General features: G+C 68.3%; 17 protein-coding genes, 1 tRNA gene and 1 pseudogene. 8 read left to right on the top strand and 11 right to left on the bottom strand.

Features of this window, described 5'->3' with window-relative positions:
• Nucleotides 1–111: 111 nt before the first annotated feature.
• Nucleotides 112–3,564, bottom strand: coding sequence for a transcription-repair coupling factor (gene mfd / locus M0L44_RS06975; protein WP_252768933.1), 3,453 nt, complete (start codon nt 3,562–3,564; stop codon nt 112–114).
• 91 nt (nt 3,565–3,655) lie between these two features.
• On the opposite strand from mfd, the gene ispD reads away from it, so the two are divergent.
• Both ispD and ispF read left to right on the top strand, forming a co-directional pair.
• Complete coding sequence (gene ispD / locus M0L44_RS06970) at nt 3,656–4,750, top strand: 2-C-methyl-D-erythritol 4-phosphate cytidylyltransferase (protein WP_435526393.1); 1,095 nt, start codon at nt 3,656–3,658, stop codon at nt 4,748–4,750.
• Nucleotides 4,747–5,247: a 2-C-methyl-D-erythritol 2,4-cyclodiphosphate synthase gene (gene ispF / locus M0L44_RS06965; RefSeq protein WP_252768932.1), complete on the top strand. Its 501-nt coding sequence runs from the start codon at nt 4,747–4,749 to the stop codon at nt 5,245–5,247. Before ispD ends, ispF begins: the two co-directional genes overlap by 4 nt.
• Here the strand turns inward: ispF and M0L44_RS06960 are convergent.
• The 7 genes from M0L44_RS06960 to ompR form a co-directional block, all read right to left on the bottom strand.
• Nucleotides 5,240–6,610 carry a sigma-54-dependent transcriptional regulator gene (locus M0L44_RS06960; RefSeq protein WP_252768931.1) on the bottom strand — a complete coding sequence of 457 codons (1,371 nt, stop codon included), beginning with the start codon at nt 6,608–6,610 and terminating at the stop codon, nt 5,240–5,242. The two genes, ispF and M0L44_RS06960, sit on opposite strands and share 8 nt — an antisense overlap.
• A gap of 33 nt (nt 6,611–6,643) precedes the next feature.
• The gene (locus tag M0L44_RS06955) at nt 6,644–8,530 is read right to left on the bottom strand and encodes a sensor histidine kinase (RefSeq protein WP_252768930.1); all 1,887 of its coding nucleotides are present in this window, start codon (nt 8,528–8,530) and stop codon (nt 6,644–6,646) included.
• Nucleotides 8,531–8,546: 16 nt separating this feature from the next.
• The gene (locus M0L44_RS06950) at nt 8,547–8,921 is read right to left on the bottom strand and encodes a DUF1850 domain-containing protein (protein WP_252768929.1); all 375 of its coding nucleotides are present in this window, start codon (nt 8,919–8,921) and stop codon (nt 8,547–8,549) included.
• Between the two features lie 8 nt (nt 8,922–8,929).
• Nucleotides 8,930–11,056, bottom strand: coding sequence for a TRAP transporter permease (locus M0L44_RS06945; RefSeq protein ID WP_252768928.1), 2,127 nt, complete (start codon nt 11,054–11,056; stop codon nt 8,930–8,932).
• Nucleotides 11,057–11,172: 116 nt separating this feature from the next.
• On the bottom strand, nt 11,173–12,123 hold the full coding sequence (locus tag M0L44_RS06940; protein WP_256490124.1) for a TAXI family TRAP transporter solute-binding subunit: 951 nt from the start codon (nt 12,121–12,123) through the stop codon (nt 11,173–11,175).
• A gap of 243 nt (nt 12,124–12,366) precedes the next feature.
• Nucleotides 12,367–13,701, bottom strand: coding sequence for a sensor histidine kinase (locus M0L44_RS06935; RefSeq protein ID WP_252768927.1), 1,335 nt, complete (start codon nt 13,699–13,701; stop codon nt 12,367–12,369).
• Nucleotides 13,702–13,745: 44 nt separating this feature from the next.
• Nucleotides 13,746–14,480 (bottom strand): osmolarity response regulator transcription factor OmpR, encoded by a 735-nt coding sequence (gene ompR / locus M0L44_RS06930; protein ID WP_252768926.1) that lies wholly within the window; start codon nt 14,478–14,480, stop codon nt 13,746–13,748.
• A gap of 152 nt (nt 14,481–14,632) precedes the next feature.
• Between ompR and M0L44_RS06925 the strand changes: the two genes are divergently transcribed.
• On the top strand, nt 14,633–15,367 hold the full coding sequence (locus tag M0L44_RS06925; protein WP_252768925.1) for an SIMPL domain-containing protein: 735 nt from the start codon (nt 14,633–14,635) through the stop codon (nt 15,365–15,367).
• A gap of 18 nt (nt 15,368–15,385) precedes the next feature.
• Here the strand turns inward: M0L44_RS06925 and M0L44_RS06920 are convergent, their stop codons facing one another.
• Nucleotides 15,386–16,156 (bottom strand): 3-hydroxybutyrate dehydrogenase, encoded by a 771-nt coding sequence (locus M0L44_RS06920; protein WP_252768924.1) that lies wholly within the window; start codon nt 16,154–16,156, stop codon nt 15,386–15,388.
• An 89-nt stretch (nt 16,157–16,245) separates the two neighbouring features.
• On the opposite strand from M0L44_RS06920, the gene M0L44_RS06915 reads away from it, so the two are divergent.
• The 3 genes from M0L44_RS06915 to M0L44_RS06905 all read left to right on the top strand — a co-directional run bounded on the left by M0L44_RS06915 (nt 16,246) and on the right by M0L44_RS06905 (nt 19,528).
• Complete coding sequence (locus tag M0L44_RS06915) at nt 16,246–17,127, top strand: alpha/beta fold hydrolase (protein WP_252768923.1); 882 nt, start codon at nt 16,246–16,248, stop codon at nt 17,125–17,127.
• The gene (locus tag M0L44_RS06910) at nt 17,124–19,385 is read left to right on the top strand and encodes a RelA/SpoT family protein (protein WP_022982505.1); all 2,262 of its coding nucleotides are present in this window, start codon (nt 17,124–17,126) and stop codon (nt 19,383–19,385) included. Before M0L44_RS06915 ends, M0L44_RS06910 begins: the two co-directional genes overlap by 4 nt.
• 66 nt (nt 19,386–19,451) lie before the next feature.
• Nucleotides 19,452–19,528: transfer RNA gene (locus tag M0L44_RS06905), tRNA-Val, on the top strand.
• 656 nt (nt 19,529–20,184) lie between these two features.
• Here M0L44_RS06905 and M0L44_RS06900 read toward each other — a convergent pair.
• Nucleotides 20,185–21,660 (bottom strand): ATP-dependent nuclease, encoded by a 1,476-nt coding sequence (locus M0L44_RS06900; protein ID WP_252768922.1) that lies wholly within the window; start codon nt 21,658–21,660, stop codon nt 20,185–20,187.
• 255 nt (nt 21,661–21,915) lie between these two features.
• On the opposite strand from M0L44_RS06900, the gene M0L44_RS06895 reads away from it, so the two are divergent.
• Nucleotides 21,916–23,448 carry an IS1182 family transposase gene (locus tag M0L44_RS06895; RefSeq protein ID WP_252768921.1) on the top strand — a complete coding sequence of 511 codons (1,533 nt, stop codon included), beginning with the start codon at nt 21,916–21,918 and terminating at the stop codon, nt 23,446–23,448.
• Nucleotides 23,449–23,672: 224 nt separating this feature from the next.
• Here M0L44_RS06895 and M0L44_RS22285 read toward each other — a convergent pair whose 3' ends face one another.
• Nucleotides 23,673–23,990, bottom strand: coding sequence for a MafI2 family immunity protein (locus M0L44_RS22285; RefSeq protein ID WP_494337295.1), 318 nt, complete (start codon nt 23,988–23,990; stop codon nt 23,673–23,675).
• Nucleotides 23,991–24,106: 116 nt separating this feature from the next.
• Here M0L44_RS22285 and M0L44_RS06890 point away from each other — a divergent pair.
• Nucleotides 24,107–24,355 (top strand): annotated as a pseudogene (locus M0L44_RS06890) (IS110 family transposase); the annotation flags it as partial.

Genomic DNA, 24,355 nt, shown 5'->3' with positions numbered 1-24,355 from the left:
CGTGTCGTCACTGTAGGAAGCCGGTCCCGCAGCCGCTCTTCTATATTCCCTCCAGCATTCTTCCGGCTTTCTTAACCCGCTCAAACTTGAGGATGCCCGGCGGCCATCCGCTCAGGCCTTCACCGGCTGGCCCAGCGAGCGCAGCAGGTCGCGCAGGTAGGTGGCGCGCTCGCGCGGGTCGGCGATCTCGCGGTCGATGCGCAGCTTCTCGTTGCCCACCAGCTTGACCGCCCGGTTCTTCTGCACCAGCTCGATGATGCGCAGCGCGTCCACCGGCGGGTTGGGCCGGAAGGTCACGTTCATCAGCTTGGGGTTGGCGTCGATCTTCACCACGCCGTAGGGCTTGGCCTGGATGCGCAGGCGGTGGGTGTCGAACAGGGCCTGGCCCTGGGCGGGCAGTTTGCCGAAGCGGTCGGTGATCTCTTCGAGCAGGCGGTCGAGCTGCTCGGGCTTCTCGGCCGTGGCCAGGCGCTTGTAGAAGTTCAGCCGGGTGTGCACGTCGCCGCAGTAGGCGTCGGGCAGCAGGGCCGGGGTGTGCAGATTGATCTCGGTGGCGGCGCCGAAGACGACGCTGTGCGGGCTTAGCAGGTCGGGCTCCTCGCCATTCTTCAGCGCGCGCACCGCCTCGGCCAGCATCTCGTTGTAGAGCTGGAAGCCCACCTCCATCATGTTGCCGCTCTGGTTGTCGCCCAGCACCTCGCCGGCGCCGCGGATCTCCAGATCGTGCATGGCCAGGTAGAAGCCCGAGCCCAGTTCCTCCATCTCCTGGATGGCGGTCAGGCGCTGACCGGCCTGCTTGGTCAGGCCCTCCACATCGGGCACCAGCAGGTAGGCATAGGCCTGGTGGTGACTGCGGCCCACGCGGCCGCGCAGCTGGTGCAGCTGGGCCAGGCCGAACTTGTCGGCCCGGCTGATGATGATGGTGTTGGCGCTGGGCACGTCGATGCCGGTCTCGATGATGGTCGAGCACAGCAGCACGTTGAAGCGCTGGGTGGTGAACTCGCGCATCACCCGCTCCAGCTCGCGCTCGGGCATCTGGCCGTGGGCCACGCCGATGCGGGCCTCGGGAATCAGCTCGGCCAGGGCCTGGCGGCGGTTCTCGATGGTCTCCACCTCGTTGTGCAGGAAGTAGACCTGGCCGCCGCGCTTCAATTCGCGCAGCACCGCCTCGCGGATCACGCTCTTGCCCTCGTTGCGCACGAAGGTCTTGATGGCCAGGCGACGCTGCGGCGCGGTGGCGATGACCGACAGGTCGCGCAGCCCCTCCAGCGCCATGCCCAGGGTGCGGGGGATGGGGGTGGCGGTCAGCGTCAGCACGTCCACCTCGGCGCGCAAGGCCTTCATGGCCTCCTTGTGGCGCACACCGAAGCGGTGTTCCTCGTCGATGATCAAGAGGCCCAGGCGCTTGAACTGCACGTCCTTGGACAGCAGCTTGTGCGTGCCCACGACGATGTCGATGCTGCCGTCGGCAATGCCCTCCAGCGCCACCTTGACTTCCTTGGCGCTGCGGAAGCGGCTCAGCTCGGCCACCTTGACCGGCCACTTGCCGAAGCGGTCGACGATGGTCTGGTAATGCTGCTCGGCCAGCAGCGTGGTGGGCGCCAGCAGGGCCACCTGCTTGCCCGCGTGCACCGCGACGAAGGCCGCGCGCAGGGCCACCTCGGTCTTGCCGAAACCCACGTCGCCGCAGACCAGCCGGTCCATCGGCCGCGGGCTGATCATGTCCTGGATCACCGCATGGATGGCGGCCTGCTGGTCGGGCGTTTCCTCGAAGCCGAAGCTGGCGGCAAAGGCCTCGTAATCGTGTGGGGAGAAACGGTGGGCCATGCCCTCGCGGGCGGCGCGCAGGGCGTAGATGTTGAGCAGCTCGGCCGCGGCATCGCGCACCTGCTCGGCGGCCTTGCGCCGGGCCTTGTCCCACTGCTGGGAGCCCAGCTTGTGCAGCGGGGCCTCCTCGGCGCTCACGCCGGTGTAGCGGCTGATCAGGTGCAGCTGGCTGACCGGCACATAGAGCGTGGCCTGGTCGGCGTATTCCAGGTGCAGGAACTCGCTGGGGCCTTCCAGCCCGGTGTCGATGCTGACCAGGCCCTGGTAGCGGCCGATGCCGTGGGCCGAGTGCACCACCGGGTCGCCCAGCTTCAGCTCCGAGAGGTCCTTGATCAGCGCGTCGACGTTGCTGGTCTGCTCCTGCTTGCGCCGCCGCCGGGTGCCCGGCGCACTGGCGAAGAGCTCGCCCTCGGTGATGAACTGCACCGCCACCTGGGCTTCGGGCTCGTGCCAGAAGAAACCGGCCGTCAGCGGGGCGGCGGTGATGGCCACCTTCTCGTCGCCGGCCAGGAAGTCGGCCAGGGTCTCGACCGTGGGCACCTGGATCTTGTGGTCGCGCAGCAGCTCCAGCAGGCTCTCGCGCCGGCCCTCACTCTCGCCCATCAGCAGCACGCGGTGGGGGGTGCCGTCCAGGTGCTTCTCCAGCGCCCCCAGGGGTTCGGTGGCACCGCGGCTCACGCTCACGTCGGGCAGCGGGCGGGCCCAGTCCACCGGCTCGCTGCCGCGCAGGGCCAGCGTGGCATGGGCGCCGGTGCGGGTGAAGAATTCCTCCACCTTCAGGTAGATGGCCTCGGGCGGCAGGATGGGCCGCTCCGGGTCGTGCTGCAGGAAGCGGTGGCGCTCGCGCGTGTCGGTCCAGAAGCGCTGCAGGGCCTCGTCCACCTCGCCGTGCAGCACCAGGCTGGCCTGTGCGCCGAGGTAGTCGAAGATGCTCGCCGTCTCGTCGAAGAACAGCGGCAGGTAGTACTCGATGCCGGCGGTGGCGATGCCCTGGGCGATGTCCTTGTAGATGCGGCTCTTGGTCGGGTCGCCTTCGAGCTTCTCGCGCCAGCGTTCGCGAAAGCGCTGCCGCGCCGCCTCGTCCATCGGGAACTCGCGCCCGGGCAGCAGCTGCACCTCGGGCACCGGGTAGAGGCTGCGCTGGCTGTCGGGGTCGAAGGTGCGGATCGAGTCGATCTCGTTGTCGAACAGGTCCACCCGGTAGGGCACCGGCGAGCCCATGGGGAACAGGTCGATCAGGCCGCCGCGCACCGCGTATTCGCCGGGCGACACCACCTGGCTCACATGGCTGTAGCCGGCCAGGGTCAGCTGGCTTTTCAGGGCCGCCTCGTCCAGCTTGGTCTTCTGCTTGAACTGGAAGGTGGTGCCGGCCAGGAAGGAGGGCGGCGCCAGCCGCGTGAGCGCGGTGGTGGCCGGCAGCAGCACCACGTCCACCGTGCCGCTGTGGATGCGCCAGAGCGTGGACAGGCGCTCGGAGATCAGGTCCTGGTGCGGGCTGAAGGTGTCATAGGGCAGGGTCTCCCAGTCCGGGAACACCGCCGCCCGCAGCCCGGGGGCGAAGAAGGCCATCTCCTCGGCCAGGCGCTGGGCGTCGCCCGGCTCGGCGGTGACGATGCCCAGCACCTGCCCCTCGGCCACCCGGGCCTGGGCATGGCGCGCCAGCAGCAGGGCGTCGGCCGAGCCGGTGGGGCGGGGCAGGGTGAATCGTTTGCCGGGGGCGATGTGGGGCAGTTGCATGGGGCGGGGCGCGCGGGACGCGCATGAAACGACAACACGCCCCGGAGCGCGGCTCGGGGGCGTTGAACCCCGCAATTCTAGAATCCGGACGATGACCACCTACACCGTCGGGGCCGAGCCCCGCTGCTTCGCGATCGTGCCCTGTGCGGGCACGGGCAGCCGCGCGGGCAGCTTCCAACCCAAGCAATACGAGCCGGTGGCGGGCCAGCCGCTGGTGGCCCACACCCTGGCCGCCCTCTCGCGCGTGGAGCGCCTGGCCGGCATCCTGGTGGTGCTGGCCGAGGACGACACCCAGTTCGAGGAAGACCTGCCAGGCTTGGCCGATGCCGCCGAGGGCCGCATCTGGCTGGCCAAGGTCGGCGGCGCCACCCGGGCCGAAACCGTGGCCAATGGCATGAACGAACTGCGCGCCCGTGGCGCCCAGCCGCAGGACTGGGTGCTGGTGCACGACGCCGCCCGCTGCCTGCTGCGCCCGGCCTGGGTGGACCGCCTGATCGACGCCTGCCAGGACGACGAGGTGGGTGGCCTGCTGGCGCTGCCGGTGGCCGACACGCTCAAGGCCGAAGAGGCGGGTCGCGTGGCCGCCACCGTGGACCGCAACGGCAAATGGGCGGCGCAGACGCCACAGATGTTCCGCCTGGGCCTGCTGGCGCCCGCGCTGGCCTTTGCCGGCGAGCAGGTGACCGACGAGGCCAGCGCCATCGAGGCCCTGGGCCACAGCCCGAAGCTGGTGCGCGGCGACTACGAGAACTTCAAGGTCACCTGGCCGGGCGACTTCGCGCTGGCCGAGCGCCTCTTGAGCACCGCGCGCCGCGGCGCCGAGGCCCGGGCCTTCGTGCCCGCGCGCGACTTCGCGCTGTCGCAGCGCTTCTACGAGGCCCTGGGCTTCAGCCGCGAGTTCGCCCAGGGCAACCTGGCCGGCTACCGCATGGGGCAGACGGCCTTTCTGCTGCAGGACTTCTTCGAGCCCGCCCACGCGGCGAACTTCATGATGCACCTGACGCTGGACGACCTGCAGACCTTCTGGGCCCGCCTGGAGCAGGAGGGCGTGCTGAGCAGCTTTGCCGAGCACGGCGTGCGCGCCGAGCCGCCGCAGCAGCGGCCCTGGGGCCTGGTGGACATGACCCTGACCGACCCCAGCGGCGTGCTTTGGCGCATCGCCCAACGCATGGAGGTGGCCGAATGAGCACGACGAACTTGCCCGCGCTGCGGGTCGGCGAGGGCTGGGACACCCACGCCCTGGTGGTGGGCCGGCCGCTGGTGCTGGGCGGCGTCGCCATTGCGCACAGCCACGGCCTGCTGGGCCACTCGGATGCTGACGCCCTGCTGCACGCCATCACCGACGCGGTGCTGGGCGGGGCCGGGCTGGGCGACATCGGCCGCCACTTCCCGGACACCGCGGTGGAGTTCAAGGGCGCCGATTCGCACCGCCTGCTCACCGAGGCCATGCGCCGCGTGCGCGCGGCCGGCTGGCAGGTGGTCAATGTGGACTGCACCATCGTCGCCCAGGCGCCCAAGATGGCGCCGCATGTGCCGGCCATGGTCGCGCGCATTGCCGAGGCCCTGGGCATCGAGCCCGCACGGGTCAACGTCAAGGCCAAGACGGCCGAGAAGATGGGCCCGGTGGGCGAGGGCCGGGCCATCGAGACCCGCGCCGTCTGCCTGCTGGCCGCGCTCAGCTGAGGCGGAAGCTCTCCGCGTCCAGGCCCAGGCGGCGGATGCGGTCGGACAGGGTCTTGCGCGGCAGGTCCAGCGCGGCGGCGGCAGCGCTGACGCTGCCCTGCGAGCCGCGCAGCGCGGCCTCGATCAGCCCGCGCTCGAAGGCCTCCAGCTGGGCCTCCAGGCCGGCTCGCGGCGCCGCGGCCGTGCCCTCGCCAGGCGCGCCCTCGGGGGCATCACGGCCCGCTGCCTCGGTCGTGGCGTCCTCCAGCCCCAGCACCCAGCGGTCGGCCAGGTGGCGCAGCTCGCGCACATTGCCCGCCCAGTCGCGCGCCTGCCAAGCGGCCATCTGCGCCGCGCTCCAGCGCGGCACCGGGCGCCGGAAGCGCAGCCCGGCCAGTTCGGCGAAGTGGGTCAGCAGCAGCGGGATGTCCTCGCGCCGCTCGCGCAGCGGCGGCAGCGCCAGCGTGGCCACGTTCAGCCGGTAGTACAGGTCGGCGCGGAAGCCGCCGCGCTCGGCCAGGGCCTGCAGGTCCACCTTGGTGGCGGCGATGACCCGGGCCTGCAAGGGCAACACGGCGTTGCCGCCCAGGCGCTCGAAGCTGCGCTCCTGCAGCACCCGCAGCAGCTTGACCTGCAGGGCCAGCGGCATCGACTCGATCTCGTCGAGGAAGACGGTGCCGTCGCGTGCATGTTCGAGCTTGCCGATGCGGCGCTTGGTGGCGCCGGTGTAGGCGCCGGGCTCGGCACCGAAGATCTCGGACTCGAACACGGTTTCCGGCAGGGCACCGCAGTTGATCGCGACGAAGGGCCCGCTGGCGCCGCTCGCCTCGTGCAGGGCCTGGGCCACCACCTCCTTGCCGGCGCCGGTCTCGCCCTCGATCAGCACGTCCACCCCGGCCGGCCCGAGGTGGGCCACCAGGGTGCGGATGCGTTCCATGGCCGGCGAGGTGCCGATCAACCGGCCCATGCCCGAGAGCGCGGCCTTCAGCCGGCGGTTCTCCAGCACCAGCTGGCGCTGCAGGGCGGCGCGCCGGGTCACGTCGATCAGGCGTTCGGAGGCGAAGGGCTTTTCGAGGAAGTCCCAGGCCCCTTCGCGCATGGCCTCCACCGCCATCGCCACATCGCCATGGCCGGTCACCAGCGTGACGGGCAGGTCGGGATCGGCGCGGTGCAGCTCGCGCAGCAGGGTCAGGCCGTCCTTGCCGGGCAGGCGCACGTCGCAGACCACCACGCCGGCGAAGTCGGGCTTGAGCAGGGCCTGAGCCTGTTCGGCGCTGTCGCAGGCCAGCACCTCGAAGCCGCCGATCTGCAGGGTCTGGGCGGCGGCCAGCTGGACGCTGGGGTCGTCCTCGATCAGGACAACGGTGCGCAGGGATTCGCTCATGGTCGATGAAAGGGGTGAGGCACCGATCATCGCTCAGCCGATGGTGGGCAGGGCCGCTGCCGGCCCAGGCGCCAGCGTCGCCACCGGCAGGCTCAGGGTGGCCACCGTGCCGGGGTGGCCGTCCGCGCGGGCCTGCAGCTCGATGCCGCCACCCAGCGCATTGGCGATGGAGGCCGAGATGGCCAGGCCCAGCCCCAGGCCCTGGCCGCTGGGCTTGGTGGTGAAGAAGGGCTCGAACAGGCGCTGCCGCGCCGCCGGGCTCAGGCCGGGGCCTTCGTCCTGCACGGTCAGCTGCACCTGATCGCCCACGGTGGCTGCGCCGAGCCGGACCCGTCGCCCACCGCCCTCGCGGTTGGCGTCCAGCGCGTTGCGCAGCAGGTTGACCAGCACCTGCTCGATGCGCACCGTCTGCCCCAGCACCGCCAGCCCGGGCGGGACAGGGGCGAGGTCGATCTGCTGGCCGGCCTGCCGGGCGTCGGCCGCCACCAGGGCGCAGGCCGCGGCCACCGCCGGGGCCACCGCCACCGGCACCGGCTGCAGCTCGTCCTTGCGGGCAAAGCCCTTGAGCCGGGAGACGATCTCGGCGATGCGCAGGGTCAGGCCACCGATGTGGCCGATGTTGGCCTGCACCGCGGCCAGGTCGCCGCGTGCCAGCAGCAGGCCGGCGTTGTCGTTCAGGGCGCGCAAGGCGGCCAGGGGCTGGTTGATCTCATGCGTGATGCTGGCGGCCATCTGGCCCAGCACCGCCAGCTTGCCGGCCTGCACCAGTTCGTCCTGCGCGGCCTGCAGCGTGCGCTGGGTGCGGGCCAGTTCGTCGATCTTGCGGGCCAGTTCCTCGTTGGCGCCGCGCAGGTGGGCGGTGCGCTCGTCGATGCGGGCCTCCAGTTCGGCGTTGACCCGCTCCAGGTCGCGCCGCACGCGGCCCAGCTCCTCGTCGCGGCGGCGGCGCAGCCGGGCGTACAGCAGGCCCACCACCAGCACCGCATAGGCCAGGCCGGCGGCCAGGGCCTGGGCGCGGGCCTCCTGCATCAGGCCGTCGGTCTCGGCGAAGGACAGCAGGGTCCAGTCCATGGGGCCGAAGGTGCGCCGCTGGGCAGCCACCCGCAGCCAGTGGGGCGCGCGGCCGTTGCCTTCGGCCTGGGTGGCCAGGCGGGTGGCGCGGCCGTCGAAGGCCTCGTCGGGCCGGTCCAGCGGCAGCGGCGCCAGCGGGCCGGCGCCGTACTGCTGGGTGGCCTGCAGCAGGGCCTGGGTGGGGGTGTCCAGCGGCCGCAGCGTGTGGAAGCGCCATTCAGGCCGGCTGGAGAGGAAGACCACGCCGCGCGCATCGGCCAGCATCAGCAGCTCACCGCTGCGCTGCCAGTTGGCCTCCAGGTCGTCGAAGGAGATCTTGACCGCCAGCACGCCCATGGGGCGTCCGGCAGCGTCCCGCACCGGCTGGGCCAGGAAGTAGCCGGGCTCCTTGGTTGTGGCGCCGATGGCGTAGAAGCGGCCCGCCCCGCCGGCCAGGGCGTCGCGGAAGTAGGGCCGGAAGGCGTAGTTCTGGCCGACGAAGCTGGTGGGCGTGGCCCAGTTGCTGGCCGCCAGCGTCAGGCCGCTGGGCGCGATCAGGTAGATGGCGAAGACATGGGTGGCCTGGGCCAGGCCCTGCAGCCTGCGGTTGACCGCATCGCGCCGGGCGGCGTCGTCCGGGTGCTGCAGCAGATCGGTCAGCTCGGAATGGCTGGCCAGTGCGATGGGCAGGTTCTCGTACTTCTCCAGCGTGGTGGTCAGGTCCGCGGCCAGGAAGTCCAGCCGCCGCTGGGCCTGGTCGTGCAGCTGCTGCCAGCCATGACGCCAGGCCGCCGAGAAGGCGCCCAGCACGATGGCCGCGCCCAGCAGCACCAGGCCGATGGCAGTCCAGAGGGCCGGTCGCCGGATCATGCGCCGAGGGCTTCGTTCAGGGCGCGTCGCAGCGCGACAGGCGCACCGGGCCCTCACCGGCCACCCACTGGTGCAGCGGCTGGCAGCGGCCCTGGGCGCACAGGGTGTGGTCGGCGGTGAAGTCCGAGGCGGCGAGCACCACCTCGGGCTGGGGTGGCACCCGGGGCCGGTAGTGCCAGGCGCCGTCGCGCAGCACGGCGTCGTCCGGCGGCTCCATGCCGGCGCCCGAGCCCTGGATGCTGGCGTCCACCACCACCAGCCCGGCGGGCGTGACCTGCCACTGCTCCTCCCAGCGGATCTTCTCGATCGAGTGGGTCCAGCTCAGGCTGAAATGGCTGGCCGCCACGACCACCGTGGTGGCCGCGCGGCTCAGGCACAGGGCCAGGGGCATCGCGGTGCTCAGGCCCCGCTGGCCACGCCGGCCGGCCGCTGGCGCTTGAGCTGCCAGGCGTTCCAGCCCAGCATCAGCGCGCCGGCGGCAAAGCCCAGCTCGTCGGTGAAGGGCACGGCGGCCACCAGCAGCAAGGCCCCGGCGGCGCACCACAGCCGCTCCAGCACATGCAGCGGGCGCGACAGGTAGCCGATGGCGGCCGCGCCCCACAGGCCGATGGCCACCAGGCACTTGAAGAGCATGTAGGCCGCGGCCCCCCAGTGCAGCACACCATCGGCGCCAGGCTGCAGCATCAGCGCCGGGTCGTAGACGGCCATGTAGGGCACGACGAAGCCGGCTGCGGCGATCTGGGTGGCCTTCATGCCGATCTTCATCGGCGAGGCGCGGGCGATCGACGCCGCGGCGAAGGCGGCCAGGGCCACCGGCGGCGTCAGGTCGGCCATGATGCCGAAGTAGAAGACGAACATGTGCGAGACGATCAGCGGCACGCCCAGCTTGAGCAGGGCCGGTGCGGCGATCGAGCTGGTGATGATGTAGTTCGGGATCGTCGGGATGCCCATGCCCAGGATCAGGCAGACGATCATCGTCAGCACCAGCGACATGAACAGGCTCTTCTCGCCCACCTGCAGGATGTAGCCGGCGAAGCTGGTGGCCGCCCCGGTCAACGTCAGCGTGCCGATGATGACGCCCACGATGGCGCAGGCCAGGCCCACCGGCACCGCCTGCTTGGCACCGTCGATCAGGCTGTCGCGCAGCGCGGCCAGGGTGCTGCGGCCGCCCTGGGCCACCGCGTTGGCCGCCACCAGCGTGGCGATCAGGCCCAGGATGACCCAGATGCCGAACTTGGCGAAGAAGGAGGCCACGATGCCCAGGCCGATCCAGAACACCACCCGCATGGCCCGCTGGCCGAACTGGGCGGCCACCGTGGTGCCCAGGATCAGCACGCCGGTCAGCGCCAGGCCGGTGAGGCCCGCGAACATCGGCGTGAAACCGTGGAACAGCATGGCCACCAGGGCGGCCAGCGGCAGCATCAGGTACCAGCGCTCGCGGATGGCCCGCCAGGGGTTGGGGCACTGGTCCTTGGGCAGGCCCAGCAGGTTGGCGCGGCCGGCTTCCAGGTGCACCATCCAGAAGGTGGTCACGTAGTAGAGCAGGGCGGGCACCACCGCGGCCTTGCAGATCTCGGCGTAGGGCACGTTGAGCGTCTCGGCCATGATGAAGGCCACCGCGCCCATGACCGGCGGCATGATCTGGCCGCCCATCGAGGCCGTGGCCTCCACCGCGCCGGCGAAGTGCGGCGCGTAGCCGAAGCGCTTCATCAGCGGGATGGTGAACTGGCCCACGGTCAGCACATTGGCCACGCCCGAGCCGGAGATGGTGCCCATGAAGCCCGAGGACACCACCGCCACCTTGGCCGGGCCGCCCTTGGCATGGCCGACGAAGCCCAGCGCCATTTCGTTGAACAGCCGGATCATGCCGGCGTGCTCCAGGAAGGCGCCGAACAGGATGAACAGGAAGATGTAGGTCGCCGACACCAGGGTGGGCGTGCCGTAGATGCCTTCGGTGCCCAGGTGCAGCTGCGAGATGATCTGGTCCATGCCGAAGGGCCGGTGGGCCAGTTCACCGGGCAGGTATTCGCCGAACACGCCGTAGGCCAGGAACAGAGCGCAGACGATGGGCAGGGCCAGGCCCAGCACGCGCCGGGCGGCTTCGAACAGCAGCACCACGCAGGCGGTGCCCACCACCATGTCGGTGGTGCTGGGGTCGCCCGAGCGCATCACCAGATCGGCCTCGAACTTCCAGTGGTACAGGCCCAGCACGAAGCAACCCAGGGCCAGCACCAGGTCCAGCCAGGGCAGGCGGTCGCGGGCGCTCTTGCTGCGGGCCGGGTAGAGCAGGAAGGCCAGCAGCATCAGGAAGCCCACGTGGATGGAGCGCGTGGGCAGGCTGGACAGGGGCGAGAAAGCCGCCACCACCAGCTGGAAGACGGAGAAGGACAGGGCCGAGACCACGACCAGCCAGGCGGCCCAGCCGGCCAGGCGGCGGGTGTGGCCGTGGTCGTCCGAGGGGTGGTCGAGGTTCTGCAGCAGATCGTCGGCCTGCGCGGGGGCGCTGGCCGGGACGGAAGAAGACATGCGGGAACTCCTGCGCGCGGGGCAGAGGGGCGCCCCGGCACGGGCCGGGGCGCGGGGGCAGTCAGGCGAGGGGAAGGGCGGGGCAGGAGCGGGCGCGCGGCTCGCTCACTTCACGCTCACTTCATCAGGCCGGCTTCCTTGTAGTACTTGATCGCGCCGGGGTGCAGCGGGATGGGCGAGGAGCTGGCCGCGTTCTGCGGGTTGATGCCCTTGGCCGCCGAGTGCGCGGCCACCAGGGCCGGCAGGTTGGTGAACATGGCCTTGGTCATCTGGTAGACCGTCTCGTCGGGCACGCCGGCATGCGTCACCAGGAAGTTCTGGATGGCCGCGGTGGGCACATCAGCGGTCTGGCCGTCGTAGGTGTTGGCCGGGATGGTGGCGGGCTGGTAGGCCGCGTCACCCACCTTGGCGATCACGTCGGCCGGGATGGGTACGACGATGATCTTCATCGAGGTGGACAGATCCCGCAGGGCCGACACGCCCAGGCCGGCGGATTGCAGCGTGGCGTCGAGCTGGCGGTTCTTCATCAGCTCCACCGATTCGCCGAAGGGCAGGTATTCCACCTTGCCCAGGCTCTGGTAGCTCAGGCCGGCGGCCCGCAGGATGGCGCGGGCGTTCAGCTCGGTGCCGGACTTGGGGGCGCCGACGGAGACGCGCTTGCCCTTGAGGTCGGCCAGGGTGCGGATGCCGGAATCGGCGCTGGCCACGATCTGGATGTAGTTGGAGTAGATGCCGGCGACGGTGCGCAGCTTCTTCAGCGGGGCCTTGAAGCCGGCCTCGGCATTGCCCTGCCAAGCGTCGGACAGCGAATCGCCCAGCGTGAAGCCGATCTCGCCGCGGCCGGCCTCCAGCAGGTTCAGGTTCTCGGCCGAGGCCTTGGTGGCCTGCACCGTGACCTTGGCATTGGGCATGGCCTTGCCGTAGAGCTGGGACAGGGCCACGCCCATCGGGTAGTAGACCCCGCTGGTGCCGCCGGTCAGGACGTTGATGAACTGGGCCTGGGCCGAGGCGGTGGCCATCGAGAAGGCGCAGACCGCGCCAGCGATCAGGGCGTGCAGCTTCCGCATGCTTTGTCTCCGTTGTTGTTTGGGAAAAATGGCCGTGGCCATGGCGACCCATGTTGCATGCGCTGTGCCAGTCTGCGGAGCGGGAGAAACCTCAGGGATCACCCTGAAGAGAGGAGGGTGCGCAGGCCCCGAAAGCCCGAAAGGCGCTGGGTTCTCCGGGTGTACCCGGTGGCGGTGAGCCGCCATGCCCCAAGGGCCGTGGCGGATTTCCGCCGGGCTGGCGGCGGGCTCGGTGGGAGCGGCTCAGTTGGCGCGGCGCAGCCGGATGTGGGCCATCAGGCCGCCATCGCGGGCGTTCACCAGTTCCAACGAGGCGCCGATGCGCTGCAGTGCCTTCTTGACGATGGCCAGGCCCAGGCCCGCGCCGGTGGCCGCGGTGCGAGCGGCGTCGCCGCGGAAGAAGGGGGTGGTCAGCTGGTCGAGCTTCTCGGGCGGCACGCCCTGGCCGTAGTCGCGCACGGTGACGATGACCGTGTCGCCGGTGATGACGTGGCTAACCTTGACCTTGGCTACGCCGGTTTCCACGGTGCGGCCGTAGCGGCGGGCGTTCTCGAACAGGTTGGCGAACACGCGGCCCAGTTCCACGTCGTCGCCATGCACCTTGATGCCCGGCGGCATGCGCAGCGAGAAGCGGATCTGCGACTTGTCGCGGAAGGCGGCGGCCTCGCGTTCGATCACCATGCCCAGGTCCACCGGCTTGGTCTTGGTGTCGTCCGGCCGGGCGTAGTCCATGAACTTGTCGATGATGGCGTCGAGCTGGTCGATGTCCAGGGCCATCGCTTTGCGCGCCTCCTCGTCGGCCACGCTGATCTCGGCCTCCAGCCGCAGGCGGGCCAGCGGCGTGCGCAGATCGTGCGAGATGCCGGCCAGCATCACCGCGCGCTCTTCTTCGACCTTGGCCAGTTCGCGGGCCATGCGGTTGAAGCCGATGTTGACCGCCCGGATCTCGGTGGTGATGTTGCTCTCGTCCAGGCGCGAGTCGTATTCGCCCTCGCGGATGCGGCTGGCCGCGAAGGACAGGTTCTTCAGCGGCTTGTTGATCAGGCTGGCGATGACTGCCGCGCCCAGCACCGAGAAGAACAGGGCGATCGAGACCCAGACGATCCAGGTGCGCGGGGTCAGCGGTTCGACCCGGGCGTAGTCGGCCTGCAGCCAGTACGGGTCCTGCTCGATCGTGAAGCCGATCCAGAGGGCGGGCTCGTCGTTGACCGATCGGGCCAGCAGGGTTTCGTCACCCAGCAGGGCCTTGAGCTCGGCGCCCACCTGGCGGGTGAAGCGGTCGGTCTCCAGCGGCTCCCAGCGGTCGTCCTTGCTGCGCGGCAGGATGCGCACCGCCTCGCGCTCGCTCATGGTCTTGATGACCGCGATGCGGTTGATGCCGTCGGAGTACTGCAGCGCTGCGCGTGAGAGGTTGACCAGGCTGGCCAGCTGCTGCGCGGCCTGGGTCACGCGGGGCTCGAACTCCAGCTGGCGCAGCGTCTGCACCCAGGCGGCCACGCCGCCGGTCAACAGCAGGGCCAGCAGCACGAAGGTGCGCCAGAACAGGTTCAGCGACAGGGCGGGGCGTTTGAGGGACACGACGGCGGGGCGCGCAGCCTGGCGCAGGCAATGGGGTCAGGGATTCAGGCAGTGTCGCCGGGAATGAACACATAGCCCACGCCCCAGACGGTCTGGATGTAGCGCGGATTGGACGGATCGGGTTCCAGCATCTTGCGCAGGCGGGAGATCTGCACGTCCAGGCTGCGGTCGAAGGGCTCGAACTCGCGGCCGCGGGCCAGTTGGGCCAGCTTGTCGCGCGACAGCGGCTGGCGCGGGTGGCGCACCAGGGCCTTGAGCATCGAGAACTCGCCGGTGGTCAGGGTGATCTGCTCGCCGTCCTTGGTCAGGCGGCGCAGCGAGAGGTCGAATTCGAAGGGGCCGAAGGTGACGGTCTGCGGCTCCTTGGCCGGGGCGCCCGGGGCCTCTTGCGTTGGCCGGCGGCGCAGCACGGCGTGGATGCGCGCCAGCAGTTCGCGCGGGTTGAAAGGCTTGGGCAGGTAGTCGTCGGCGCCCACTTCCAGGCCGACGATGCGGTCCACATCTTCGACCTTGGCGGTCAGCATGATGATGGGGGTGCGGTCACCGGCCGCGCGCAGGCGGCGGCAGATGGACAGGCCGTCTTCGCCCGGCAGCATCAGGTCCAGCACGATGAGGTCGATGGTCTCGCGGGTCTGCAGCCGGGCCAGGGCCTTGGCGTCCTCGGCCAGCAGCACATCGAAACCCTCCTGGGTCAGGTAGCGGCGCAGCAGGTCGCGGATGCGGGCGTCGTCATCGACGACGACGATGCGGTCCTGGCGGGGGGAGGCGGTGGCATTCATGGTCAGACCCCAATTTGTAACAGAGGCGGATTGTGCGGGGCGGATTTTGGGTTTCTGGCCGGTCCTGACTGTCTGTTACAAATGTTCCTGCTCTCTCACACCCCGGCGCCATCGGGTCGTCCACCCATCCCGCCTCATGCGTTAATGGACCCATGAAGACGACACATCTGCACCTTCTTCGCTCCGGCTGCCGTCTGGCCGGCCTGTCCATGCTGACCGTTGCGGCGGCCGTTGCCCGGGCCCAAGCGCCCGCGGCTGCGCCCGAGGGGGTGCTGAACCTCAGCGCCCAGGCCACCGTGGAGGCGCCCCAGGACTGGATGACACTGGTGCTGTCCGTCACCCGGGAGGGCGGCGATGCCACCCAGGTGCAGCAGCAGCTCAAGCAGGCGGTGGAGAGCGCCATGGCCCAGGCCCGGCGCCAGGCCCGGCCCGGCCAGGTGGAGCTGCGCAGCGGGGCCTTCTCGGTCTTCCCGCGCTACGGCAGCAAGGGCGGCATCACCGGCTGGCAGGGTTCGACCGAGCTGGTCATCGAGGGCCGGGACATGCCGGCCATCGCCCAGCTCTCCGGCCAGATCGGCAGCCTGACCATTTCCCGCGTGGGCTACAGCCTCTCGCGGGAAGCGCGCGAGAAGCTGCAGACCGAAGCCACCGCCCAGGCCATCGCCCGCTTCCGGGCCGAGGCGGGCGACTATGCCCACCAGTTCGGCTTTGGCGGCTACACGCTGCGCGAGGTGTCGGTGAACACCGACGGCGGCGCACCTTCGCCCGTGCCGCGCTTCCAGGTGGCCATGGCCGCCGCCAAGGTGGGCGACGGCGAGTCTCTGCCGGTGGAAGCCGGCAAGGGCAGCGTCACCGCCACGGTCTCAGGCAGCATCCAGCTCAAGTGAGCCGGATACGGGTGGCGCTTATTGCGCCACCCAGCCGCCGTCCATGTTGATGGCGGCGCCGCGCAGGTTGTTGGCGGCGGGCGAGCACATGAACACCGCCATCGCGCCCAGCTCCTCGGGCGTGGTGAACTGCAGCGAGGGCTCCTTCTCGGCCAGCAGACGGCGCTTGGCTTCCTCGTTGGAGACGCCTTCGGCCGCTGCGCGGGCATCCACCTGCTTCTGCACCAGCGGGGTCAGCACCCAGCCCGGGCAGATGGCGTTGGCGGTCACGCCGGTGGTGGCGGTTTCCAGCGCGGTGGTCTTGGTCAGGCCGATGATGCCGTGCTTGGCCGCCACATAGGCCGACTTGTTGGCCGAGGCCACCAGGCCGTGCACCGAGGCCACGTTGATGATGCGGCCCCAGCCGCGGGCCTTCATGCCCGGCAGGGCCAGGCGGGAGGTGTGGAAGGCCGAGGACAGGTTGATCGCGATGATCGCGTCCCAGCGCTCGACCGGGAATTCGTCCACCGGCGCCACGTATTGGATGCCGGCGTTGTTGACCAGGATGTCCAGCGCGCCGAACTCGGCCTGGCAGGCCGAGATCATCTCGGCGATCTCGCCGGGTTGGCTCATGTCGGCCCCGTGGTAGCCCACGCGCACCCCGAGGGCGGCCACCTCGGCCTTGGCAGCATCCACCTCGCCGAAGCCGTTGAGCATCACGCTCGCACCCTGGGCGGCCAGGGCCTTGGCAATGCCCAGGCCGATGCCGCTGGTGGAACCCGTGACCAAGGCCGTTTTTCCTTTGAGCATATGCAAGTCTCCTTGAGGTGAAAGCGCGGTTTGGTTGCTACAGTGGATTATCTGGCCCACGACATGCCCATGCCGCAAGCGACAGCATCATGAACGACTTTTCCAGCCCCGAGCCTCGCCTGCGTTTTGTGCAATGCCTGGACAGCCGCGGCCTGCACCGCATGGCTTACCACGAGTGGGGTGACGCGGCCAATCCGAAGGTGCTGGTCTGCGTGCACGGCCTGACCCGCCAGGGGCGGGACTTCGACGTGCTGGCCCAGGCCCTGGCCAATGACTACCGCGTGGTCTGCCCCGATGTGGTGGGCCGCGGTGAATCTGACTGGCTGGCCGACCCGATGGGCTACGCCATTCCCTACTACGTGGCCGACATGGTGACGCTGCTGGCCCGGCTGGATGCGCAAGAGGTGCACTGGGTGGGCACCTCGATGGGCGGGCTGATCGGCCTGGGCGTGGCCAGCCTGGCGCGCTCGCCGGTGAGCCGCCTGGTGCTCAACGATGTCGGCCCGGCCATCGAGCCGGTCTCGCTGCAGCGCATCGGCCAGTACCTGGGGCAGCCGGCCCACTGGGCCACGCTGGACGAGGCGGCCGACGCGCTGTGGGCCATTTCGCAGAGCTTCGGCCCCCACACCCGCGCGCAATGGCTGGCGCTGACCGAGCACCAGATCACCCCGGACGGCACCGGCTTCAAACCCCATTACGACCCGGCCATCCGCCAGGCCTTCGCGGCCATCACGCCCGAACTGGCGGCCGCGGGCGAGGCGGCCCTGTGGGCCAGCTACGACCGCATTGCCTGCCCCACGCTGCTGCTGCGCGGCGCGGAGTCCGATCTGCTGTCGCCTGCCACCGCCCAGGCCATGACCCAGCGCGGCCCGCGGGCCCGCCTGCACGAATTCGCCGGCGTGGGCCATGCCCCCACGCTGGTGGCGCCCGACCAGGTGGCCGTCGTGCGCGATTTCCTGTTGTCCCCATGAAGAGTTCTGCCGAGACCCTGAGCAGCACGGCACCGATCGTCTCGCTGGCCTCCGAGCCCGATGAGCGGGTGGCGCCACAACGCGCGGACCATCCCGCCACCGAAGAGGCGCTGGCCGCGCTCAACCGCGCAATGGCCTTTGCCGAGCCGCTGCTGGCCGGCCGCGTGATGGACAGCGGCGAGGACGCCTATGCCCACGCGCAGGGCGTGGCCGCCATCCTCGCCAGCATCGGCGGCGGGCCGTCGCTGCAGGCCGCGGCCTTCCTGGTCTATGCGGCCGATTTCCTGCAGCGCCCCGAGGACGTGGTCGAGAAGGCCTTCGGGCCGTCCTACGCCAGCCTGGTGGTGCTCACCCGCAAGCTGGTGCAGATCCAGCGTGCCGCGCGCGAAGCCCAGCTGGGCGATGCCCAGCGCGCCGAGCAGACCGAGCGCGTGCGCAAGATGCTGCTGGCCTTCTCCAAGGACCTGCGGGTGGTGCTGCTGCGCCTGGCCTCGCGCCTGCAGACGCTGCGCTGGTTCGCCGCCAGCAAGCGCGACTGCCCGGTGGCCCTGGCCGAAGAGGCCAAGGCCGTGTTCGCGCCGCTGGCCAACCGCCTGGGCATCTGGCAGATCAAGTGGGAGCTGGAGGACCTGTCCTTCCGCTTCCTGCAGGGCGACGAATACCGCCGCATCGCCAAGCTGCTGGCCGAGAAGCGCGTGGAGCGCGAGGCCAGCGTGGAAGCGGCCCGCCTGCAGATGGGCAGCGACCTGCAGTCCCACGGCATCCCGGCCGTGGTCTATGGCCGGCCCAAGCACATCTACAGCATCTGGAAGAAGATGCAGGGCAAGCATCTGCCCTTTGAGAAGGTGATGGACGTGCGCGCGCTGCGCGTGGTGGTGGCCGACATCCCGGCCTGCTACGCCGCGCTCAGCCGCGTGCACGAGCGCTACCGCGCGGTGGCCGCCGAATACGACGACTACATCGCCAAGCCCAAGCCCAACGGCTACCGTTCCCTGCACACCGTGGTGCTGGACGACGAGGGCCGGCCGCTGGAGGTGCAGATCCGCACCCAGGAGATGCACGAGCATGCCGAGTACGGCGTGGCTGCGCACTGGGCCTACAAGGAAGCGGGCACCAAGGGCTACGGTGGCGTCAGCGCCGCGGGCGAGTTCGAGCAGCGCGTGGCCGAGGCCCGCAAGGCCGTGCTGCGCCAGCTGCTGGCCTGGGAACGTGACTTTTCCGGGCAGGGCGCCGGCCAGGTGCAGGGCCGCTTCGACGACCGCGTCTACGTCTTCACCCCGCAGGCCGCGCTGGTGGAGCTGACCGCCGGTGCCACGCCGGTGGACTTTGCCTACGCCCTGCACACCGACCTGGGCCACCGCTGCCGCGGCGCCAAGGTGGACGGGGCCATGGTGCCGCTGACCACCCCGCTGGCCAACGGCCAGACGGTGGAGATCACCGCGGTCAAGGAAGGCGGCCCCTCGCTGGACTGGCTCAACCCCGAGGCCGGTTTCCTCAAGAGCCCGCGGGCCCGTGCCAAGGTGCGCGCCTGGTTCAACGCCCGGGCCCAGGCCGACACCATCGCCCGCGGCCGCGAGGCGGTGGAAAAGCTGCTGCAGCGCGAGGGAAAGACGGCCCTCAAGCTCAGCGAGCTGGCCAGCCAGCTGGGCTTCAAGGAAGCCGACGACCTCTTTGAGCTGGTCGGCAAGGACGAATACTCGCTGCGCAACATCGAGCAGCTGCTGCGCCCGCCGCCCGCACCGTCCGAAGACGACAACCCGCTGCTCAAGCGCACCGCCAGTGACGCACCCACCGCGCGCGGCGGCGTGCTGGTGGTGGGCGTGGACAGCCTGCTGACCAACCTGGCCCGCTGCTGCCGCCCGGCGCCGCCCGATGCCATCGGCGGCTTCGTCACCCGCGGCAAGGGCGTGGCCGTGCACCGGCAGGACTGTTCCAACTTCCGCCACATGGCTGACCGCATGCCCGAGCGGGTGATTGCCGTCACCTGGGGCGCGGCCGCCAAGGCCGGCGAGGCTGCCTACCCGGTGGACGTGCAGATCGAAGCCGCCGACCGCACCGCGCTGCTGCGGGACATCTCCGAAGTGTTCGCCAAGGAACGCATGCAGGTGGTGGGCGTGCACAGCCAGACGGTGACCGACATGCACGGCCGCACCGCCCGCATGACCTTCACCATCGAGGTGGCGGACGCATCGCGCCTGCAGCAGGTGCTGGTGCAGGTGGGGCAGGTGGCCGGCGTGCGCCAGGTGCGCCGACGCTGATCACGGGAAATTTTCAGCAGAAGCTTGCACAGTTCCTGAAAAGCGGTCTATACTGCGAGGCTCAGCAGGCGCGTAGCTCAGTTGGTTAGAGCACCACCTTGACATGGTGGGGGTCGTTGGTTCGAATCCAATCGCGCCTACCAAACAAGCAAGCCCTCAGTTCCGGTGGAACTGGGGGCTTTTTGCTTTGGGGTGGCGAATGGCGCTGCCCTGGGACGCCTTCCCGGATGAATCATCCAGGGGTCTGCAAGAGCGTGAAGGACCGACCTGCGTTTGCCGTGAACGGCGAACGAGCGGTCGCTTTCGACCGTGAGCGGAAATTCGGATGAGTGTGACGAGATGCCGGAAGGGGCCGTTCAACTTCCAAGCTCAGCCGATGGACAAAGGCGTAGCTTTTGGGAAATTAGCCATCTTCACGCTGGATCTCCGACTGAAGAACCTCGACGTCGAAGCCTGACTCAAGCTCCACTATGAAGCGCGGTTCTGGCTGAAGGGATAGTACGGTCACAAGCGAGCCTGCTGCTCCACAGTGCAAGCCTGATATGACGCGGACATAGTCGTTGTGCCAAAACTTGACGCCCGGAATATGCGCTCGCTCGAGAAATGCTTGGCAGAGAGATGCGGTATCCATGATGACGTTTAACGTTCGCGGTAACCGGCACGCTGCGGCGTGACGGCGCCTGCCCAGAATGAAATGGAGCCGGGCGACGGCATGCCGTGGCGTGTCCGGTTCACCAAGGTGTTAGGCCGCATTGGGGCCAAGGGGCGTGAGCGTTCCTTTGATTCGGGAAGTAAAGGGCTACGACAGTCGCCCTTTAAGGTAAGCCGCAATCCTGTTCATTTCCTCGATTTCAAATTCCACCAAGTGGTCGACGATCATCTCGACAAGGTCGGCTCTTGACTTCTTGCGCCGCTGGAGTTCCTCCTCGATTATTTTGTAAAGGCGTTTACCGCCGGTATCTTTGGCGGATCCGCCGCTGGATCTGTAGGTCTCGATCAGCTCGGTTAAGCTGACCTGATGAAAGAGAAAGTCGTTTAGCTTCCGTAAAAGTTTGTGGTCTACGTTGTCGAACAACTTAGCCTTCAAGTACTTTTCGAGACTCTCGATTGGAAGAAAGGAAAGAGGGATGTTGTTCTTTATCGAGTGCTTTAGCATATACGCCTCTGCCTCTCTCTGAACATCTCCGTCGAGAATTACAGACACCGTGGCGATTCGGCCTACGAGATTGCTATTAACGACCTCGCGAGCAAGTTCGATAACGTTTGTGTATCCGCCGCACGGCAGAATATGCACCAACTTGCTAGACAAGAGAGAATGGCGCCGAAGAAGGCGGTTAATGACTTCCTTGGCAAGGTCATCCTCAACCAGGAATACGTGGTCGTACCCTGAGTGATCGTAAAGTATGCGAGTGGCGTACGCGGGATAGCACGGGTTTAGGACCTCAAGCGAACCATCTGAGTGCCTTTCAAGAAAGAAGATGTTCTGCGGCTGGATGGAGCCGATTAGTTCGATGGAGTGAGTTGAGAAGTAAATTGCGTAATTGAACTCGTTTGCCATCTCTTTAAGAAAACCAACCAGTCGCTTGAGCGATGAGGGGTGGAGCGCGAGTTCGATTTCATCGAGGAACATGATGCAGGGCTTGTTCAAGCTCGCTCGATCCATGTTCCTAAGGTGCAGTGAGTGGAGAACACTAACGAGGAGGTTCTCACCCGTAGACATATGGAACTGACTTACTCTGCGCCCGCCCTTTTCGTAGTAGAATATTTCCCCGCGAAATGTGAAGTCGGGTCCGGCTTCCTTACTGTTTACCCGCAGCAGCTTTTCATAGAATTCGGGGTTGTTGTGTAGGATGCCGCCAAGATTATTTCGAATGAAATCGTCTGCAACGCTGAGTCTTGCGCCGTCAATGCGATCAAGCTGCCTGAGAACCTCGTAGCTCGTGTTTTTGAAACGATTTCCAAAAATCAAGCTGCCTTCGTAGAACCCCTTCAAGTCCATGACCCCGTTTGCGTCTTGCGCCCAGTTCCCATTGAGGTTTTTACGCCAAGACCGTGTAGCCCCTGCAAACTCCGACGTGATGTATGCATCAGGCTCGGTGGTGCCGAAGTAGTCCTTCATTCGCATACTGAAGAACACGCTTGACGCGCAAGTCACTAAAGTACTCTTTCCGGACCCATTTTGCCCCGTGATTGCATACAGTCCCTTGTCGACTGGGAACTCCATTTCCAAATGGTTTATGGACTTGACCTTGTTGACGCAGATCTTGAGCTTCATTGCGGCGATTTTCTATTGAAGAAACTGGACGGTTTGACTTGAACTGGTTGTGTGCACTGCGGCGTGCCTAGGCGGTCTAACGAAGCTGTAGCAAAACCCGGCCCATCGCGGCTTCGGTGTGGTCGAGCATCATGTTGATCTCAGGCATGGGCAGTCCGTGTTGGCTCTTGGCTCGGATGTGGGGTAATGGCCCCAGCCTATCGTTGCGGCATGGGGCTTGCAAGGTGAATGTGTCGCCTTGTGCTGGGGATGCCCATGGCCCGCTACCGCCCCGTTTCCAACCAACCCTGCTTCCTGCCGGTGGTGCTGTCCGAGCAGTTGTTGCCGGGCACCTTTGAATTCGCCCTGAACCACCTGATCGATTCCGGCGCGGTGCCGCTGGACGGCTTCGATGCCCACTACCGCAACGACGAGGTGGGGGCGCCGGCGGTCTCGCCGGCGGTGCTGCTCAAGGTGGTGCTGCTGGGCTATTCGCGCGGCCTGGTCTCCAGCCGCGCCATCGCTTCGGCCTGCGAGCGCCACGTCACCTTCATCGCCCTGTGCGGGCAGGACGCCCCGCACTTCACCACCGTGGCCCGCTTCGTCTCGCGCCTGGCCGAGCCCATCGCCGCGGTGTTCCAGCAGGTGCTCTTGATCTGCGACGCCCAGGGCCTGATCGGCCGCGAGATGTTCGCCATCGACGGCGTGAAGCTGCCGGGCAACGCCAGCAAGCGCCACAGCGGCAGCCGCGTCGAACTGGCCCAGCGCGCCGGCAAGATGCTGGACGCCGCCATCACCATGCTGCACCGCCACCAGGCCTGCGATGGTGAGCCTCTGGCGCCCGAGCCCACGCTGGCGGCCCGCGAACAACGCCAGGTCGAGCGCCTGCGCCACGAGGCCCAGCGCATCGCCCGCTTCCTGGCCGAGCACCCCCAGGACAAGCCCGGCAGCCGCGGGGCCATCCGCAAGAGCAACGTCACCGACAACGACTCGGCCAAGATGGCCACCGACAAGGGCGTCATCCAGGGCTACTGCGGCGTGGCCACGGTGGATGCGGCCCACCAGGTCATCGTCGATGCCCAGGCCCATGGCACGGGCTCGGAGCAGGCCCTGCTGCTGCCGGCCGTGCAGGCCGCGCGGCCCCACATGGCAGCGCACACGGTCATCACCGCTGACGCGGGCTACCACTCGGAGGCCAATCTGCAGGCCCTGGCCGAGCTGGGCGTGGCCGCCGTCATCGCCGACAACCAGCGCCGCCAGCGTGACCCCCGCCTGGCCGACCAGGCCAAGCACCGCCAGCAGCCCGATCCGCTGCACGACAAGACGGCCCAACCCGACCAGCCCAAGCGCTTCGGCCCCGAGGACTTCCAGCACGACCCGGCCAGCGACCGCTGCACTTGTCCGGGCGGCCACACCGTGCAAGGCGGCCATGAGGCCCAGCAGCGCGGCTATGTCTCACGGCGCTACCGCTTCCAGCCCAGCCAGTGCGGGCCCTGCGCGCTCAAGGCCCAATGCCTGAGGAAACCCGAGACCACGCCTGCACGCCAGGTGGCCTTCCACCAGGCCAACACCGGGCAGGGCCACCCGCACACCCAGCGCATGCGCGCGCTCATCGACAGCCACGAGGGCCGGGCCCTGTACGACCGGCGCATGGCCACCGTGGAGCCCATCTTCGCCAACCTGCGCCACAACAAGGGCCTGCGTCGCTTCACCCTGCGCGGGCAGAAGAAGGTCGATGGGCAGTTCAAGCTCTTCTGCCTGGTGCACAACATCGAGAAACTGGCCAAGGCCGGGTATGGGATGAGGTGAAGGCAGGGGACCACGGGCCAGGGGCACCCCGTTGGAGGCCACCGGGCGGGCCAGAGGGCATCGCCGAAGCGCAAAGCCAACCAGCCAACTCAACGCAGGGCAGAAAGCAAAACGGCGCCCACCTGGGACGCCGTGTCGGTTCGAGGCTGCAAAACAGGGTTTTGCTACAGCCTCAACGCCTGAATTAAGCCGTGCCGCGAAGCTGCATCGGCTTGAATGAATTGTTAGACCGCATTGTCAGGCTCCCAGCGACGGTAAACAACATGCCTAAGAGAAGAAAGCTTGCCAAGAGCAGGCGTAGCTACATGCTGCTCATCCAAGTCCCAAGGTGCAGGAAAGTCAGCAATTACCTCTGTCGCCGCGTGTGAGCAACTCTCTTGGGCGGGGCCGTTTGCTGCTCCGTCGTACTCGAAACGAATGCGAACTACATGCGCATCTTCATCAGCCTCGATAGAGGCTTGGCGCAACTCTGGATGGACCTCTCCCCAAAGGGCTCGGACCAACGAAAGAACTAGTGCCTGCGGTGACGCAATGCTGTCCATGCGGTCTAACGAATGAAAGGGACTTCCCCGTCCCGAGCGAGCCGCGAAGCGGCAAACGGCAACGAGTGCCACGATGGGGTTGCGAATCTCATCCATTCACTCCGAAGGGGAAGCCCATGGCCATCGTATGCGTTGGAATCGACCTCGCCAAGAACGTCTTTGCCGTGCACGGCATCAACGAGGCCGGACGTGCTGAACTGGTACGACCGGCGGTGCCGCGCGACAAGCTGCTGGCCCTGGTCTCGGCCCTGCCGCCCTGCGTGATCGGCATGGAAGCCTGCTCCGGTGCCCACCATTGGGCCCGTCAGTTCATGGCCCTGGGCCACACGGTGCGCCTGATCGCCCCCAAGTTCGTCACCCCGTAC

The sequence above is a fragment of the Ideonella oryzae genome (assembly GCF_024055665.1).
GTDB lineage: Bacteria > Pseudomonadota > Gammaproteobacteria > Burkholderiales > Burkholderiaceae_C > Ideonella > Ideonella oryzae.
Note: the sequence above shows the minus strand (reverse complement) of the source record. Positions and strands in the feature narration are given on the sequence as shown.